At 67.6% G+C, this 14,081-nt stretch carries 10 protein-coding genes; 2 read left to right on the forward strand and 8 right to left on the reverse strand.

Annotated elements, in window-relative coordinates:
* Window positions 1-8: 8 nt before the first annotated feature.
* The gene (locus HR9077_RS12095; RefSeq protein WP_136067240.1) at window positions 9-311 is read right to left on the reverse strand and encodes an MTH1187 family thiamine-binding protein; all 303 of its coding nucleotides are present in this window, start codon (window positions 309-311) and stop codon (window positions 9-11) included.
* 216 nt (window positions 312-527) lie between these two features.
* On the opposite strand from HR9077_RS12095, the gene cfa reads away from it, so the two are divergent.
* Window positions 528-1,679 carry a cyclopropane fatty acyl phospholipid synthase gene (gene cfa, locus HR9077_RS12100; RefSeq protein ID WP_136067241.1) on the forward strand — a complete coding sequence of 384 codons (1,152 nt, stop codon included), beginning with the start codon at window positions 528-530 and terminating at the stop codon, window positions 1,677-1,679.
* Window positions 1,680-1,863: 184 nt separating this feature from the next.
* Entirely contained in the window at window positions 1,864-2,820 is a 957-nt protein-coding gene (locus tag HR9077_RS12105; RefSeq protein WP_136067242.1) for a GGDEF domain-containing protein, read from the forward strand.
* Here the strand turns inward: HR9077_RS12105 and HR9077_RS12110 are convergent.
* The 7 genes from HR9077_RS12110 to HR9077_RS12140 form a co-directional block, all read right to left on the reverse strand.
* Window positions 2,817-3,878, reverse strand: coding sequence for a DUF2955 domain-containing protein (locus HR9077_RS12110; protein ID WP_136067308.1), 1,062 nt, complete (start codon window positions 3,876-3,878; stop codon window positions 2,817-2,819). The genes HR9077_RS12105 and HR9077_RS12110 overlap by 4 nt on opposite strands.
* Window positions 3,879-3,936: 58 nt before the next feature.
* Window positions 3,937-5,010: an HlyD family secretion protein gene (locus HR9077_RS12115; RefSeq protein ID WP_136067243.1), complete on the reverse strand. Its 1,074-nt coding sequence runs from the start codon at window positions 5,008-5,010 to the stop codon at window positions 3,937-3,939.
* Window positions 5,011-5,042: 32 nt separating this feature from the next.
* Complete coding sequence (locus HR9077_RS12120) at window positions 5,043-5,507, reverse strand: MarR family transcriptional regulator (protein WP_168380939.1); 465 nt, start codon at window positions 5,505-5,507, stop codon at window positions 5,043-5,045.
* A 90-nt stretch (window positions 5,508-5,597) separates the two neighbouring features.
* Entirely contained in the window at window positions 5,598-6,716 is a 1,119-nt protein-coding gene (locus HR9077_RS12125) for a Wadjet anti-phage system protein JetD domain-containing protein (protein ID WP_136067244.1), read from the reverse strand.
* Window positions 6,713-11,608 (reverse strand): coiled-coil domain-containing protein, encoded by a 4,896-nt coding sequence (locus HR9077_RS12130; protein ID WP_136067245.1) that lies wholly within the window; start codon window positions 11,606-11,608, stop codon window positions 6,713-6,715. Before HR9077_RS12130 ends, HR9077_RS12125 begins: the two co-directional genes overlap by 4 nt.
* Window positions 11,605-12,555 carry a hypothetical protein gene (locus HR9077_RS12135; protein WP_244613171.1) on the reverse strand — a complete coding sequence of 317 codons (951 nt, stop codon included), beginning with the start codon at window positions 12,553-12,555 and terminating at the stop codon, window positions 11,605-11,607. The genes HR9077_RS12130 and HR9077_RS12135 overlap by 4 nt, the downstream gene beginning before the upstream one ends.
* On the reverse strand, window positions 12,552-14,048 hold the full coding sequence (locus HR9077_RS12140) for a hypothetical protein (RefSeq protein ID WP_244613173.1): 1,497 nt from the start codon (window positions 14,046-14,048) through the stop codon (window positions 12,552-12,554). Before HR9077_RS12140 ends, HR9077_RS12135 begins: the two co-directional genes overlap by 4 nt.
* Between the last annotated feature and the right edge of the window lie 33 nt (window positions 14,049-14,081).

The raw sequence follows: 14,081 nt of genomic DNA on the forward strand, positions 1-14,081 counted from the left end.
GGCAGAGTTCAGCGCCGCAAGTGCGTGGCGACGCTGGCCACCTTGTCGTCCATGCTCTGTTCGCGGTCGGTACGGGTACCGACCTTGAGCGTGGTGGTGATGCGCGGCGCGCCCATCTCATGGACACGCTCATGACACCGTCTGACCGTGTCGAAGACCGTTTCCCACGGGCCTTCGATATTGGTGCCGTAGGCGTGCATGCGATAGCTCAGGCCGGCCTCTTCGATCACGTCCTGACACGCGGCCACGTACCGCGAAACCGAAACCCCGACGCCCAACGGCACGATGCAAAAATCGACGATAACCCGCATGGCGCTTCCCCTCTGCTGGAATTGTCTCACCATGACGACGATAGACTATGCTGGGTACACAGTCTTCCCAGTGCTCTTTTCAGCACTATCAATGCCATAGCCTGACACTGTTGCATTCGATGGTTATAGTTAGCAAACTAAATAGAAATTGGTAGTGGCAAGGGACTGCCTTGCCCGGACCGTATCGCATTAGCAACCTGCATACCGGAGTTCGGCATGACCAGTGATACACGCATCGGCCCCGTCGCTCTGCCCGACACGCGTTCCCGACGCGTCGTCGAGGACTTGCTAGAAGGTTCAGGAGTCGCTCTCAACGGCTCCGCCCCGTGGGATATCCAGGTCCTGCATCCCGATTTCTTCTCGCGTGTCCTGCGTCAGGGAACCCTGGGCCTCGGCGAGGCTTACATGGACGGCTGGTGGGATTGCGAACGGATCGACGAGATGGCCCATCGCCTGCTTCGCCACGGCCTCGGTGAACGCGCTCATACTGCTTCCGAACGGCTGATGTATCGACTCCAGGCGGGTTTCTTCAATCTGCAGAGCAAGACGCGGGCCTATATCGTCGGCGAGGCGCACTACGACCTCGGCAACGACCTCTTCGAGCGCATGCTCGATCCGACCATGTGCTACTCCTGCGGCTACTGGAAGGAAGCCGAAACCCTCCATCAGGCACAGGTGGCCAAGCTCGACCTGGCGGCACGCAAGCTGGGTATCGAGCCCGGCATGAAGGTTCTCGACATCGGCTGCGGCTGGGGCAGCTTCGCCGAACATGCCGCCCGCCACTATGGCGCGGAAGTGACCGGCATCACCATCTCCAGGGAGCAGGCGGCATTGGCGCGTCAACGCTGCGAGGGGCTGCCGGTGGAGATCCTGCTCGAGGACTATCGCGACCTCGAGGGTCGCTTCGATCGCATCGTCTCGATCGGCATGTTCGAACATGTCGGCCATCGCAACTACCGTACCTATTTCGATACCGTCGAGCGCTTGCTCGCCGAGGACGGCCTGTTCGTACTGCACACCATCGGCTCCAACAACTCCGAGATCAGTGCCGACCCCTGGATCAACAAATATATCTTTCCCAACGGCATCCTGCCCTCCGTCAAGCACATCGCCCAGGCCAGCGAAGGCAGGCTGCTCATGGAAGACTGGCAGAACTTCGGTGCCGACTACGACCGGACCCTGATGGCCTGGCACGAGAACTTCGACGCCCATTGGCACGAGGTCGCCGACAACTACAATGAACGCACCCGACGCATGTTCCGCTATTATCTAGGCATCTGTGCCGGGGCCTTCCGCGCCCGAGACATCCAGCTGTGGCAGGTGGTCTACTCCAAGGGGCGTAGCGGCCGTTACGACAGTCCACGCTGAAACCGCGACGGCGGTTCGCCGGCAGCACAGCCGCGTGGCTTGTAGGAAAACGGCTATCGCCATTGTCGTCGATCGCCTACGACCATACTTTTGTGACATTTCGTTACTTTTGTTCGTATAGTGTTGCGCTCAGCTGGTCGTCGTTCCAAGCGACGCATCCCTATCGAATGCCGGGAGCCAACGGATGTCACTGCCTTCTGCCACGCCGCCCGCCGGCGTACCGAACGGTACGCCGGAAAGCCCCTCGGATGGTTCCCGCAATAGCGATGACAAGCGCCTGGCGCTACTCGGCGAGCGTATCCCCGGCCTGGTGTTCCAGCTACTCCGCGATACCCGCGGTCAACTGAGCTTCCCGCTGCTGGCCGGCGACGAACGCATGCTCCAGGGCGCCGACCGCCAGAGGCTGGCCCAAAGCGCCACCCCCGTACTCGAACGCATCGCTCGCAGTGATCACATCAAGCTGATGAGCGCTCTCGAACAGTCGGCGCAGGCACTGACCACCCTGGCCATCCAGCTGCGGATCCTGCGCCTCGACGGTGCCACGCGCTGGGTCATGGTACGCGCACGCCCGGAGCGGACCAGCAACGGCGGTACCCTATGGCATGGCATATTGATCGACGTCAGCGAGCAGGTCGTGCAGCAACGTCGTCTGAGAAGACTCTCGGACACCGATGGGCTCACAGGCCTGGCCAATCGCCGCCGGCTGATGCAGCGGCTCAGGGAGGAGATGGCGGGTGCCAGACGCCATGAACGGCCTCTGTCCCTGCTGCTGCTCGATCTCGATCACTTCAAGCGCATCAATGACACCTGGGGCCACCTCAAGGGCGACCAGGTGCTCAAACAGCTGGCCGAACTCTGCTGCAACGCCCTGCGCGGTGAGGACTTGGTGGCGCGCCTGGGTGGCGAGGAACTGGCCATCCTGCTGCCATGCACGCCGATCGATGCCGCCATGCAACTTGCCGAGCGGCTGCGCGCCGCGATTGCCGGCCACGATTTCGGCATCACCCAAGGGCGGGTCACCGCCAGCCTCGGGGTCGCCGAGCATCGGGAGAACGACAGTATCGATGCATTCATCGAACGCGCCGATCGCGGTCTCTATGCTGCCAAGCACGCCGGCCGCAACCGGGTGTTGCGCGTCTAGCCCTGCGTGGCGCGCGTTGCCTGCCAGCGATTGAGCAGGCGGTCGAGCAGTGCCATCAACACCAGCGTCGCCACCAGCGCCACGCACATCGACGAGAACCGGTACAACGCGCTATAGATCAGGTCCTGCCCCGGCGCCAGCGACTGGCCAAACAGGATACCCAGCGTCGTCAGCCCACCGAAGCCCACTCCCGATCCCCCGCCCTCCAGGACATGCGCCCGCGCGAAGACCATCAGCCCCACCCAGTAGAGCGTGACGACCAATAACAGATGCCGATCCTGGGTGTACAAAAGCAGTTGCATGACCAACGCCAGGTTACAGCCCAGCAGCGTGCCCACGGCGCGCTTGCGGGCCGACACTCGCGCCCCCGGGTAGCCCAGCGCGAACAGCACCAGCACCGTCGCCATCTGTGCCGACAGCGAATCGCGCAGGTCGAACGTCTGGAACACCATGAACGAGGCCGTGGCGGTGACCGCGCCGATCAGCGTCTCGTGGCGGATCCGTGAGGCCGACTTGACGACGCCCGGCGGCGGCTGGCGCGGCTGTCGATCGGGAAACGCGGTATGCATCAGGGCCGCGATCATGACCGCCAGCACGCTGGCCACCAGATTACTGGCCAGCAGATCGGCCAGGTCCAGGTCGGTATAGCTGGCAAAGTGGAACAGGATGCTCAGCGTCAGCACGCCGTTCGCCCCGAACAGGAACAGCGGTCCCCGCGCCATCAACCGGAAGCGGGTGTAGAACAGCGCGAAGACCAGCCCGGTCATGACCAGCGGCATGTGCTGGGTCAGCCCCAGCACCAGGCTCACCTCGACGCAGTTGATCAGCGCGTTGCCGAGAAACTGGCGTACCACATGGCCATTGAGCACCGGGATCAGGCCCAGCAGGAACATCGGGAAGACGGTGAAGAAGACCCCGTAATTCCAGCCCATCAACTGGCTCACGATAAACCCCAGGGTGCCGCCAGCGGCGACGCGCAGACATTGCCTGAGCCCATTGGCATCCAGTTCGATAGCCCCTGCGCCGCGCGCTGCGCCCCCCGGCAGCAACAGTGCCATGGCCGCACGCAGGCCGGGCCACCCTCCACGCCGGGTGCGTGCCTCGCCGGCGCCACGCTCAGTAGACATGGTGCAACCCGCTGAACAAAGCGATCTGGGCTCGCGCCAGCCCCGCGGCCAGCGGGTTTTCGACCGGGCGCAACTGCACCGTGGCGCGCGCGCCGCTCGGCGGCATATCGGGCAGTTGCCGCCCCGACTCGAGGTCGAGCCGCAAGTGCAGGCGCAGGCGCTGTGCGTCGCGGACCCAGCGATCGGTCGTCGGGATGTCGGCAAGATTGCCGTCGGCCGCTATCTGGCCGGCCAGCACCCCCGCGTCAAGCGAGGTCACCCGAGCCGGCAGCACCGTGCCCGGCCAGGCATCGAAGGCGACCCAGGCCCTGTCGCCGGGCTCGACGTGCCGCAGGCTCTTTTCGCGAAAATCGGCGATCACGTCCACCCGATCGCCGACGTTGGCCATGACCGGCGAGCCCGCCGTGACGTAATCGCCAGGCTGGAGCTGAAGATTGCTGATACGGCCACTCTGCTCGGCGCGCACCGTCGTCCGCCGCAGGTCGAGTTCGGCCGACGCCAGCGCATTGCGCGCCTGGCGTACGCGCAGATTGGTCGCGCCCTCGGCACCGCGTTGAACCTCCAGCGAACGGACCCGGGCCTGGGCCGCCTCGACGGCCGCCCGAGCGGAACGTCCGCTGGCCACCACTTCGTCGTGGCGCTGCCGGGAGATACTGCCCTGTTCGATCAGCGTGCGCACGCGCCGACTCTCGCGGGCCGCTTCCTCGGCATCGCTGCGTGCCGCGGCGAGGTCGGCACGGGCGGCGGCAAGCTCGGCGGCCAGTTCGGCATTTTCGCGCCGCGCCTGTTCCACGGCGAGCCTGGCCTTGGCGACGGCCAGGCGAAACGGCTCGGGATCGATGCGAAACAGCACGTCGCCGGCGGCGACCCGCTGATTGTTGTCGACGTTGACCGCCGCCACCCGACCGCCGACCTCGGGTGCGACACGGGTGACCTGACGCAAGGCACGCGCCTGCGGCGTCGCCGGCATGAACGTGTCAGCGACGATGAAATACACGAAAAGCAGGATGAATAGGATGATCGCCACCCGTACCCAACGGGCAAAGCGCTGTTCCGGCGTCATAGTGGGCTCTCTGTTGTTCACGCGGAGGGGGACTAGCGGCCGGTGGGATCCAGCCAATGATCGGCGTTGATCTCGATACGCCGCAAGGCACGTTGCAACGTCTCGCGTTCGGCGTCGTCGAGACCGGCGAGGAGCAGCGCACGCGCTTCGTCGGCGTGCGCATCCAGCGAGGCCAGTGTTCGCGCTCCTGCGGCGGTGAACGACACTTGGCGCACCCGGCGATCGTCGGCTTGGATGCGGCGTTCGATCAGCCCCTGGCGCTCGAGTTGCCCGAGCGTACGCGTCAGCGAAGGCAGTTCGATACCCAGCGTTTCGGCCAGTTGCTTCTGCGTGGCGCCGTCACCCAGGTGGCGCAGCGCCACCAGTGCCGTCCAGCGCGGCTGGGTCAGCCCCAGCGGGGCCACGGTACGCCCCACCACCGTGCGCCACAGGCGATGGACATGACCGAGCCGCATGCCGAGCGCGGCATCATCTTTCGACAAGCAATCTGTTAGCATGCGAACAATCCTAGCATTAATTTAGCAAGCAAACAAACTATGTCGAACAGCCGTTCCAGGGGAGCGCACGCGGGCACGCGGCTTGCCGTGTCAGACCGCCCCGCCAGGCATCGCATCGAGATCGCTGTCGGCAAGCAACCCCAGCCAATGGTCTTCGCGCTCGGCTTCCAGGGCGTCCCCGGCGAGTGCCGCCACTTCGGCATCGCCGAGCGCTTCCTGATCGAGTCCCCGCGACCAGCCGGGGGCCGGGCGCTGTCCCCCCTTTCCGGTCAGCCGGTGCAACGGGTGGCCGCCTTCGCGCTCCAGACGCTCGATCATCGGCGCGTAGAGCGCCGACAGGCGTAATGTCGCTACGCTCTGGCGCAGCCAACGAAAGATCCTCAAGCCCTCGGGATCGAGATCACCCCAGTAGGTCACATTCTCGAGTGCCAGCAGGCCGTCCAGCGTCTGCAGCGGATCGATCTCGCCGATCAGCCGCACCCGCTCGGGTGCCCTGAGCGCCTCGCTCAGCGACAGTCCGTAACCGAAACTGCAGAGCAGAGCCAACCGGCCGGCGACACCCGCGCGACAGGCCTGCTCGAAACTCTGCGGATTCTCGATCAGCAGCACCCCCTGCGGCTCGGCGGGCACCGCCGCCAGAACCCAGGCGCCGGGACCCCGGAAAGCCGCACGCTCGATACCGAAGGCGCGCACCAGCTCTCGCGGCAAGGCATCCAGGAGCTTGCTGCTGCCCAGCAGATAGCGCGCGCTGGCCTCGTACGAACTCAGCACATGGGCGCCCGGCAGAGCCGCGGCCAGGTCATTGAGACCCTCGGCGAGACGCCGCTGGTCGGCCAGATCCCAGCCATCGAGCACACTCTCCAGCGCATGGCGCCAGAGGGCGGCCTGGCCGGCGTCCAGCGGCAACGAGGCATCGACCCGGGCGAATTCGGATGCCAGCCGATGGCGCAAGGCCTCGGAAAGCTGCACGCGGACATTGAGCCGCTGACGTGCCGAAACCGGCTGCGAGGTCTCGACGAGCCCGGCCTCGGTCAGCTCGCGCAGCGCTTCCCAACCATCCAGCTCGGTGCCGCAAAGCGTCGGCTGGCGCAGTCTGTTCACCAGCGGCCGACTGTGCCAGCGCTTGTAACGCCCCTTCAGGTGATGCTTGCCCCACTCGCCTTCCAGGAATTGCCGCGCCGCCTCGGCGCGCTCGCTGAGCAGTGTCATGGCGTCGGCTCGCTGACGTGGATCCCGAACAGACTGGCCTCGCCCCGGCCGCGGCCGATCGCTTCCGGCTCGACCACCCGGCCGTCGCGGACCACCACGTGGCCGCCCTGGCCCTGGGCGCCGCCGATCACGCTGCCCACCAGATAGGTGGGGAAGATCGCCGCATCGTTCTCGTAGTTGGGATTATGGATCAGCCCGATCATCTGGAAGCGCCCGCGGGTGTTGCGCAGCGAGTCCAGCGAATCCTGAATCAAGCGCCGGTGCGAGAGCTTGGAAAACAGGCCATCGAGCAGGATCACGCTCTCGCGGCCGGCCCGCGCGCGACGCTTGTGGCTACCCGGCAACTCGCGCAGCTCGCGTTCGATGGCGAACTCCGAGAGCTTGACCAGCCACATCAGCGACACCGCCTCACGCTGTCCTTCGGACATGTCCTCGTTGAGCGAGAATAACCGGCCATGCGGGCGAATCGCGTCGTGCTTGAGGCGAATGGCCGCGTCGCGGAACAGCCCGCGGTAGATGCGGCGGCGGATCTGGCGGGTCAACTCGTCGTCACGGCGACGCTGCTCGCCCTGCGGCGCCGCTCCCTCCTGGGCGAGCCGGCGTCGCTGGGCGAGCTGATGCTCATCGATATCGGCAAGCAATTGCTGGATCAGTTCGCGCACCGCCTCGTCACCGATCAACGCCGCCTTGACCTCGAAGTAGGCCCCGCCCTCGCTGCCACGCCGGGCGACACGCTTCAGGCTTTCCAGGTTGCCGGCGGCATCGGTGATGATAGAACCCAGCCGCTCGACCAGATTGCCCTCGATGTGCTCGCGCGAGGCGTTGAGCGTGGCGACCCGCTGACGATGCTCGTCGAGCTGGCCGGTCAACTGGCCATAAAGCGCGCGAAGATCGTCGAGCGAGGCCTGGGAGGCGCCGTCCAGGTTCGCCAGCCGGGCACGCTCGGTCTCGTTGAACAGGCGACTCTCGACGGACTCGCGCAACGCCTGGCCCAGCCTCTGCGCCAACCGCTCCGCCTCGCGGGCCTGACGCTCCCGGTCCCGCGAGCGCTCGCCGAGGTTGAGATCGCCCAGCGCCTCGAGCAACGCCTGCTGGCAGCCCTGGAGCGCCTGCTGAAAGTGCTGATGCGCCGCCTCCGAGGTATTGTCCGCACGCTCTTCCCCGGCCAGGCGTCGCCACTCGACGAGCGTGGCGTCCAGCGCTTCGGCCCGCGGGTGATCGAGCGGCCAGCGACTGGCCTCGCGCAGATCCGCGAGCACCGCCAGGCGATCCAGCCAACCGCTCGACAGGCCGCGAAGGCGCTCCAGCCAGGCGATGGCCAGTTGATCGGTATCGAGCATCGCCTGATGGTTACAGGCCAGACGCGCCTCGACGCTGTCCTGCTCGCGGCGCTTGGCCTTGCCCGCGGCATGCGCCGCATCGCGCTCGCGCTTGAGACGAGCGATCTCGCGCTCGAGCTTCTGGCCCCCGCCGCTGTCGTCACGCACCTCGAGAAAGGCGCGAATGCGTGCGAAATCGAAATCCGCGCGGCGACTGGCGCTGGCCAGCGCCGCCTCGAGCTCGCTCTCGCGGGCTGCGGCACTGGCCATGAAAGCGACCCCGCCCTCACGTTCGAAGGCATCGAGGGTGCGCAGCCGTTCGCGCTCGCCATCGGCAAACAACGCCCGCGAACGGCTCGCCAGATCATCGCGTTGACGGCTCAGCGACTCGAGACATTCGGTGTTCTCCGCCAGACGCTCATCGGTCAATTCCTGAGTCTCGACCAACTCGCCGAGACGTGTCTCCAGTGCTTCGAGCCGCTCGACGCCGCCGGCCGCGGCGAACTTCTCCGCGGCCAGCCAGGTCGCGCCGTGGGTCTCCAGCGCCCGTTCGGCGGCCTCGGTCTGCGGCCCCAGTTCCGCCAGGCGACGCTCGGCGGCGTCGAGCGTCGCCGCAGCCTCCTCCAGCGCCTTGTCGCCGCCTTCGAGCAGATAGCGCTGAAAGTCGTCGATGCAGGCCAGTGCCGCATCGCTCAGCCTCGGCGCGAGCTCCTCGCGGCGCAGCGTGAGTCCACGCTGGTCGCGCGCCAGCTCGTCGAGCGCCTCCTCGACCTTAGCCTCGCGCGCCTCATGAGCCCGCAGCGCCAGGGCGAAACGCTCGCCATGCGGGTCGAGCCGGGCGATCTCGGCAGCCAGCGCGTCGCGCCGCTGGCGATCGGCGGCCAGGCGTTGCTGGGTCTCCTCGCGCAGCGCGGTCAGGTATTGCGGGTCGAGCGCCGCCTTCACCGCCAGGGTTTCGACGCCGCACACCGCACCCAGCGGCGGCCGGTTCTCGGCCAGGCAAGCCGCGAGCCGGTCGGCCTCGAACACCGGCACGCCCAGGCCACGCTCGATCAACAGCGTGGCGGCTTCGCCGGCCCGGGCCTCGCCGGCAACCACCGGGGCGAACAGCTGGCCGGCGGCCTGCGACAGCCACTCGCGACGCCGGTCGGGAGCGTGCTCACCGGCATTGAGCACGTCGTGCAGCGCGCACCAGGCGATCCCCGCCCCATCGAGCAGACGGTGCGCCTCGCTTTCTGCGACCTGCCGCGCCAGCGGATCGCCGGCCAGGCTCTCGAGATAGCGCTCGCGGGCTGCGATCCGCTCATCCAGGCCCTCGGCCTCGCTGAGCAGGCGCGGGTAGCGGAACTTGGCATCCTTGAGCCACTCCGCCGGCGACTGCTCGCTGACGTCACGAAAGCGCAGCCAGGCCTGATGCAACTCGCGCAGGTGCTGCTCCTGCCGGTCCAGCCGATGCGCCTCATCCTCGAGCTCGCGTGAACGCCGGTAGAGTCGGTCGCGAAGATGCACCGGGTCGTCGTCGCCGTGCAGTTCAGCATAACGCCGCGCCGACTCGGCCAGCGGCGTCAGCCGGTCACGACGCACCAGCGCCTCTTCCCGGCGCTGGCGCTGCACGCGCTGTTCCTGCTGCCAGTCGGCCAGCTCGGCCTTGCGCCGCGCCCAGAACTCCTCGACGGCGGCGTCGGGCCAGCCCTCGACGAAGGCCTGCCAGGCCTCCCGGCCATGCTTGAGCGGGCCGCGCTCGCCTTCCAGACGAGCGCGTTCGGCGGCCAGGCGATCACGCTCGTCGCGGGCGGCGTCGCGCTGGGCGCCGACCGCCTCCAGTTCGGCCTCGACGGCTTCGCGTTCGTCATCGAGCGCTTGCTGCTGCTCGCGCTTCAACTCGAGCAGTTCGCCGGGCGAGGTATCCGGATGAGCCGCCTGGAAGTCGGCATGCCAGCGCGCGCTGTCCTCGAGCTTGGCGGCCCGCCCGATGTGCGCGTTGAGTGCCTGGCGCGCCGTGTCGGCGGCCGCGATGGCGGCCTCGCGGGTCGCCTCGGGGGCCTCCAGCTCCGCTTCGCTGAACAACCCGTCACCGAGCGCCTGGGTATAGAAACTCTGATTGTCGGTGAATTCGCGCTGACGCGATTCGAGCTGCTCACGCTCGCGCTCGAGGCGCTCCCATTGCGTCTCGAATTCCCGGGCGTCCGCCTTGAGTTCCTTGAGGTACTGCCGGTCGGCGATCACCTCTTCGCGGAAGCGGTTGCCATCGAGTGCCTCGAAGGCGTCGGCGGCTTCGTCGAGCTGCGCCAGCGCCCGATAGCGTGCACTGTCGTCGGCGAAACCGTGGCTGTCGACCAGCCAGTCGCGGGCCGGCGCGAAGGCCACATGCTGGGCCTCGCGGGCGGCCGGCCAGGACGCCTCGGGCAGGTGGATCAGTTGACGGTGCGAGTCGATTCGCGCCCCTCGCTCGGCCAGCGACTCGCGCACCGTGCGCTCGGCCTGGCCGCTGAGCCGGGCCAGCAGCCAGACCGAAACCCGCGGCCGCTCGCTGTCGCCCTTGCTCCAGGCCAGCCCGGCGATATCGTCGGCGTCGGTCGCGGGCCGGCGCGGCACGCCCGGCAGCGCCAGCAATGCCTGGCCGCCCAGCAGCCGCTCGCTGGCGGCCAGGCCCTCGTCGAGTTCGGCGAGACGCGCTCGCGCATCGAGCAGCGCCTCGCCCTGCGCGTTGAGGTCGGCGAGCCGGGCGACCTTGTCGTCGGCACGCTTCTGGTCGGCTTCGGCTTCACTCAGGCGATGACGCAGCTCGGTGACCTTGCTGCCCGAGTTGAGGATCACGTCCTCGATCAGTTCCTCGCCTTCATCGGTCTCGCCACGGGTCGCACCGGACAGGATCTGCGGCGCCAGCACCTCGAAGAAGAACGCCTGGTCGGCCTTCTCGCCGGCGCGCGGCTTGATGGCATTGAATATCTGACTCTTGTCGGCGCCGCCCTCCTTCTGGAAGGCAGCCATCTGCGCCAGCTCGCGGCGCGAGATGTGAGCGCCCACCGCATCCAGCCATTCCTCGCGGTTGGCGCTGCGGGTTACGCCGTGGGCGCGCATGGCCGCCTGGACATCGCTGTTGGCGTACAGCGCCAGCTTGGCGTCGCGGGTCAGGTGGTGGACGGGGATATCCTCGAGCCGCCCGGCATAGTGGTAGAAGGACAGCCCGCTGCCGTCACTGTAGCCATGGAGGCCGAACACGAAGGTTTCGCCGGCGACCTCCTCGCCGGCGGCGGCGAACATGTCGGACTGCCCCGTCGCGCCGCCGCTGCGGAACTCCACCCGCAGGTGCGTCCAGCTGCGCCCCTGGCCGGCGACACTGGCCGGAGAGCACTTGCGCCGGGTGCGCGCCAGCAACGTGCGATCCCGCGACAACAGCCCGATCAACGCCTCGGCGAGGGTCGTCTTGCCGAAGCCGTTCTCCATGCTGATGGCGCTCGACTGGCCGCGCAGGTCGAGCAGCAGGTGGCGCATCTTGGCGTCCCAGGGCGAGGCGATGTCGCCATGCTTGTTGAGCAGGTTGGCGACTTCGATGCGATTGATCACGCTCATGAACGGTCTCCACGCCCTTGACGGGCCTCATCATCCAGCATCTGGCCGGCCGGCGCCCCGGCATCCGGTGCGGCGAACAGGTCGTCGGCCCCCGCCGACGGGTCATCGTCGTCGCGCTCGGCGATGGGCGTTGCCTCGGCCGACTCGCCGGCCACGTGGGCTGACGTTGCGGCCTGCTCCCCCAGGTCGTCGCGCGCCTGGCCGGAGATCAACTCGACCAGGTGCGAGAGGTGATGCACGCCGACCTGTTCGGCCTCCAGCGCGCCGAGCAGGGTCTGCTGCCAGATATCGCCACCCTCCTCGGTGGTCTCTCGGGCCGCCTCGAGCTGGCCGCCGCGCACCTGGAGATCGATGAACGCCTTGGCCCGACGGGTCAGGTCCTCGCCGCGCTCATCGAGCAAGGCGCGGCTGGTTTCCGGAGCGCTATCGCCCAGCGCACGCAGCTCCTCGAGCCGTTCGCGCAGCAGCTCGATCAACTCGGCGCTGGCGAAGGTCGCCTCCTGATAGCGGCTGACATCCGACAGCGCGCGATTGAGCCGGGTATACAGCAGCGCGTGCAGCAGCAGCCACAGTTGCAGATACCACTGAGCCAGCTCGGCACGGCTCTCCTGACGCAGGCGCAGGGCATCGAAGACCGGATCGCGGGTATAGAGCGGCGGCTGTTCGAGCTCGGGATCCGGCACCAGCGCGTAGAGCCGCGATCCGGGAGCGATCCCCGGATAGTCGCCGGGCTCGAAGACCCGCAGGCGCAGGCCCTGGCCGGCCAGGAAGTCACGCAGCGCCTCGCGCTCGGTATCCAGCGCATCGTCGATCAGCGCGCAGACGTCGCGCTCGGCGAGTTGCCCCTCGCGGGCGGCACGGCGCTTGCGTCCGCCACTCGGCTGGCGCTCGGCGGTGCGATAACGCAGCAGGTAGGCGACCACCTCGCCCATCTCGGTCATGTTCATAAATGCGTATCCTGAGCGGCGACATCGTCTGCCGTATCTGAAGAATCGAACGCGTTGGGCGGCTCAGCCCCGGGCGCCTGAGCCGGCGCGTCACCGGGCGCCTGAGAAAGCGACGCCCCGGACAGCCGCAGCGAGGGCGTGACTGCGCCTTCGACCCGGCGTCCGTCGGCCAGGTGAATGGCGAACGGCTCGGCCTCGATGCCCACCGTCAGCCGGGTGTCGAGCAGTTGGGTGTCGACGAAGGTATTGAGCAACTGAGCCAGGCAGTCGCCATCCTCGAAGCGATGCCAGCCCTCGTCCAGCGCCGCGGGCAGCGACAGCGGCGCTTCGCGCAGGCGTTCGCGCAGCGCCGGGCCGCGCGCCTGGAGAAAACGCGCCAGCAGCGGGTCCTCCGGCGCCGCGTCGTGCTGCTCGTCGAACACCAGCGCCGTGGCGCTGTGTTCGGCGCGGCGCGTCTCGAGCAGCGGAATCAGCGGCTCGACCCGCGGCATGGCGGCAGCCAGGGCGAACGGCATCATGCGCTTGACCAGCGCATCGCGCAGCGTATCGGGCAACGGCTCGCTGAGCGTGCGCCGCGACAGATCGGCGAAATCGATCACCCCCATCGACTGGATGCGCCCCTCGGCGATATCCGACAGCAGTTCCGACAAGCGCCGCGAAAGGTTCTCGATGGCGTTGAGCACGCGACCGATGGCGCCGGTCAGCATGCGCAGATCCCACTCCTGCTGAACCTGCAGACGATTGTCGCGCCAGGCCTCGAAGCGCTGCATGAGCTCCGGCGTGGCCAACTGCGAGCGGGCGCTGAGCAGGGTATCCTGGATCGTCGACAGGGCGTTGTGGTAATGGCGCTCGTTGTCGAGAAAGGCGCTGAGCTTGCCCTCGCGGGTGGGGTTCTCGCGCACCCGCCGCAACTCCTGGGTCAGCGCGCGGATCGCCATCAGGATCTGGTTGGTGATATCGGGTATCCGCGCGAAATCGCTGCGCGCCAGGGCCGCCAGCACCTTGGCGGCGTCGTATTCCGAGTACAGCAGGTCCTCGACCTGGCTGGCCAGGGTCACCGCCTGGCGGCCGCTCGGCGTCAGTCGCACCTGGCCGGTCTGGCCCTGCTTCTCGATCAGCGCGGTGCGTTTGGTGCTGGCGATGCCCCGCTCCTCGCCGGCCTCCAGCGCTGCCGGCAGGGTGCGAAAATGCAACTCGCTGGGCGTGGACAGCAGATTGATGACGAAGGCCAGGTCGTCGTGCGGCAGGTCCGGATAGTCCTCGCGCAACTGCGCCAGGCAGCGCCGCTGCGAGACGAAGGCGCTGTTGGTGGCGAAATCCAGCTCGAGCAGGTAGTCGAGCAGCAGGCAGCCAAGGTCCAGCCAGTAGCCGTCACGCAGGCCGCGACGCTGTTCCTGACTGACCTGCACGAACGGCGAGCCCGGCTCGTGGGCGCTGTCGTGCAGATCGATCAGCCGGGTGGTGGCGACGAGCAGCTTGCTCCAGGCGGTCATGGGTCATCCCCGGTGGGCAAAACCGCCATTATG

The sequence above is a fragment of the Modicisalibacter radicis genome, from assembly GCF_900961225.1.
Lineage (GTDB): Bacteria > Pseudomonadota > Gammaproteobacteria > Pseudomonadales > Halomonadaceae > Modicisalibacter.

Excerpts from the sequence above, each read along its gene's own strand:
- HR9077_RS12140 (WP_244613173.1), bottom strand. The coding sequence starts at position 14,048 with ATGACCGCCTGGAGCAAGCTGCTCGTCGCCACCACCCGGCTGATCGAT.
- HR9077_RS12095 (WP_136067240.1), bottom strand. The coding sequence starts at position 311 with ATGCGGGTTATCGTCGATTTTTGCATCGTGCCGTTGGGCGTCGGGGTT.
- HR9077_RS12130 (WP_136067245.1), bottom strand. The coding sequence starts at position 11,608 with ATGAGCGTGATCAATCGCATCGAAGTCGCCAACCTGCTCAACAAGCAT.
- HR9077_RS12135 (WP_244613171.1), bottom strand. The coding sequence starts at position 12,555 with ATGAACATGACCGAGATGGGCGAGGTGGTCGCCTACCTGCTGCGTTAT.
- HR9077_RS12110 (WP_136067308.1), bottom strand. The coding sequence starts at position 3,878 with ATGGCACTGTTGCTGCCGGGGGGCGCAGCGCGCGGCGCAGGGGCTATC.
- cfa (WP_136067241.1), top strand. The coding sequence starts at position 528 with ATGACCAGTGATACACGCATCGGCCCCGTCGCTCTGCCCGACACGCGT.
- HR9077_RS12120 (WP_168380939.1), bottom strand. The coding sequence starts at position 5,507 with ATGCTAACAGATTGCTTGTCGAAAGATGATGCCGCGCTCGGCATGCGG.
- HR9077_RS12105 (WP_136067242.1), top strand. The coding sequence starts at position 1,864 with ATGTCACTGCCTTCTGCCACGCCGCCCGCCGGCGTACCGAACGGTACG.
- HR9077_RS12115 (WP_136067243.1), bottom strand. The coding sequence starts at position 5,010 with ATGACGCCGGAACAGCGCTTTGCCCGTTGGGTACGGGTGGCGATCATC.
- HR9077_RS12125 (WP_136067244.1), bottom strand. The coding sequence starts at position 6,716 with ATGACACTGCTCAGCGAGCGCGCCGAGGCGGCGCGGCAATTCCTGGAA.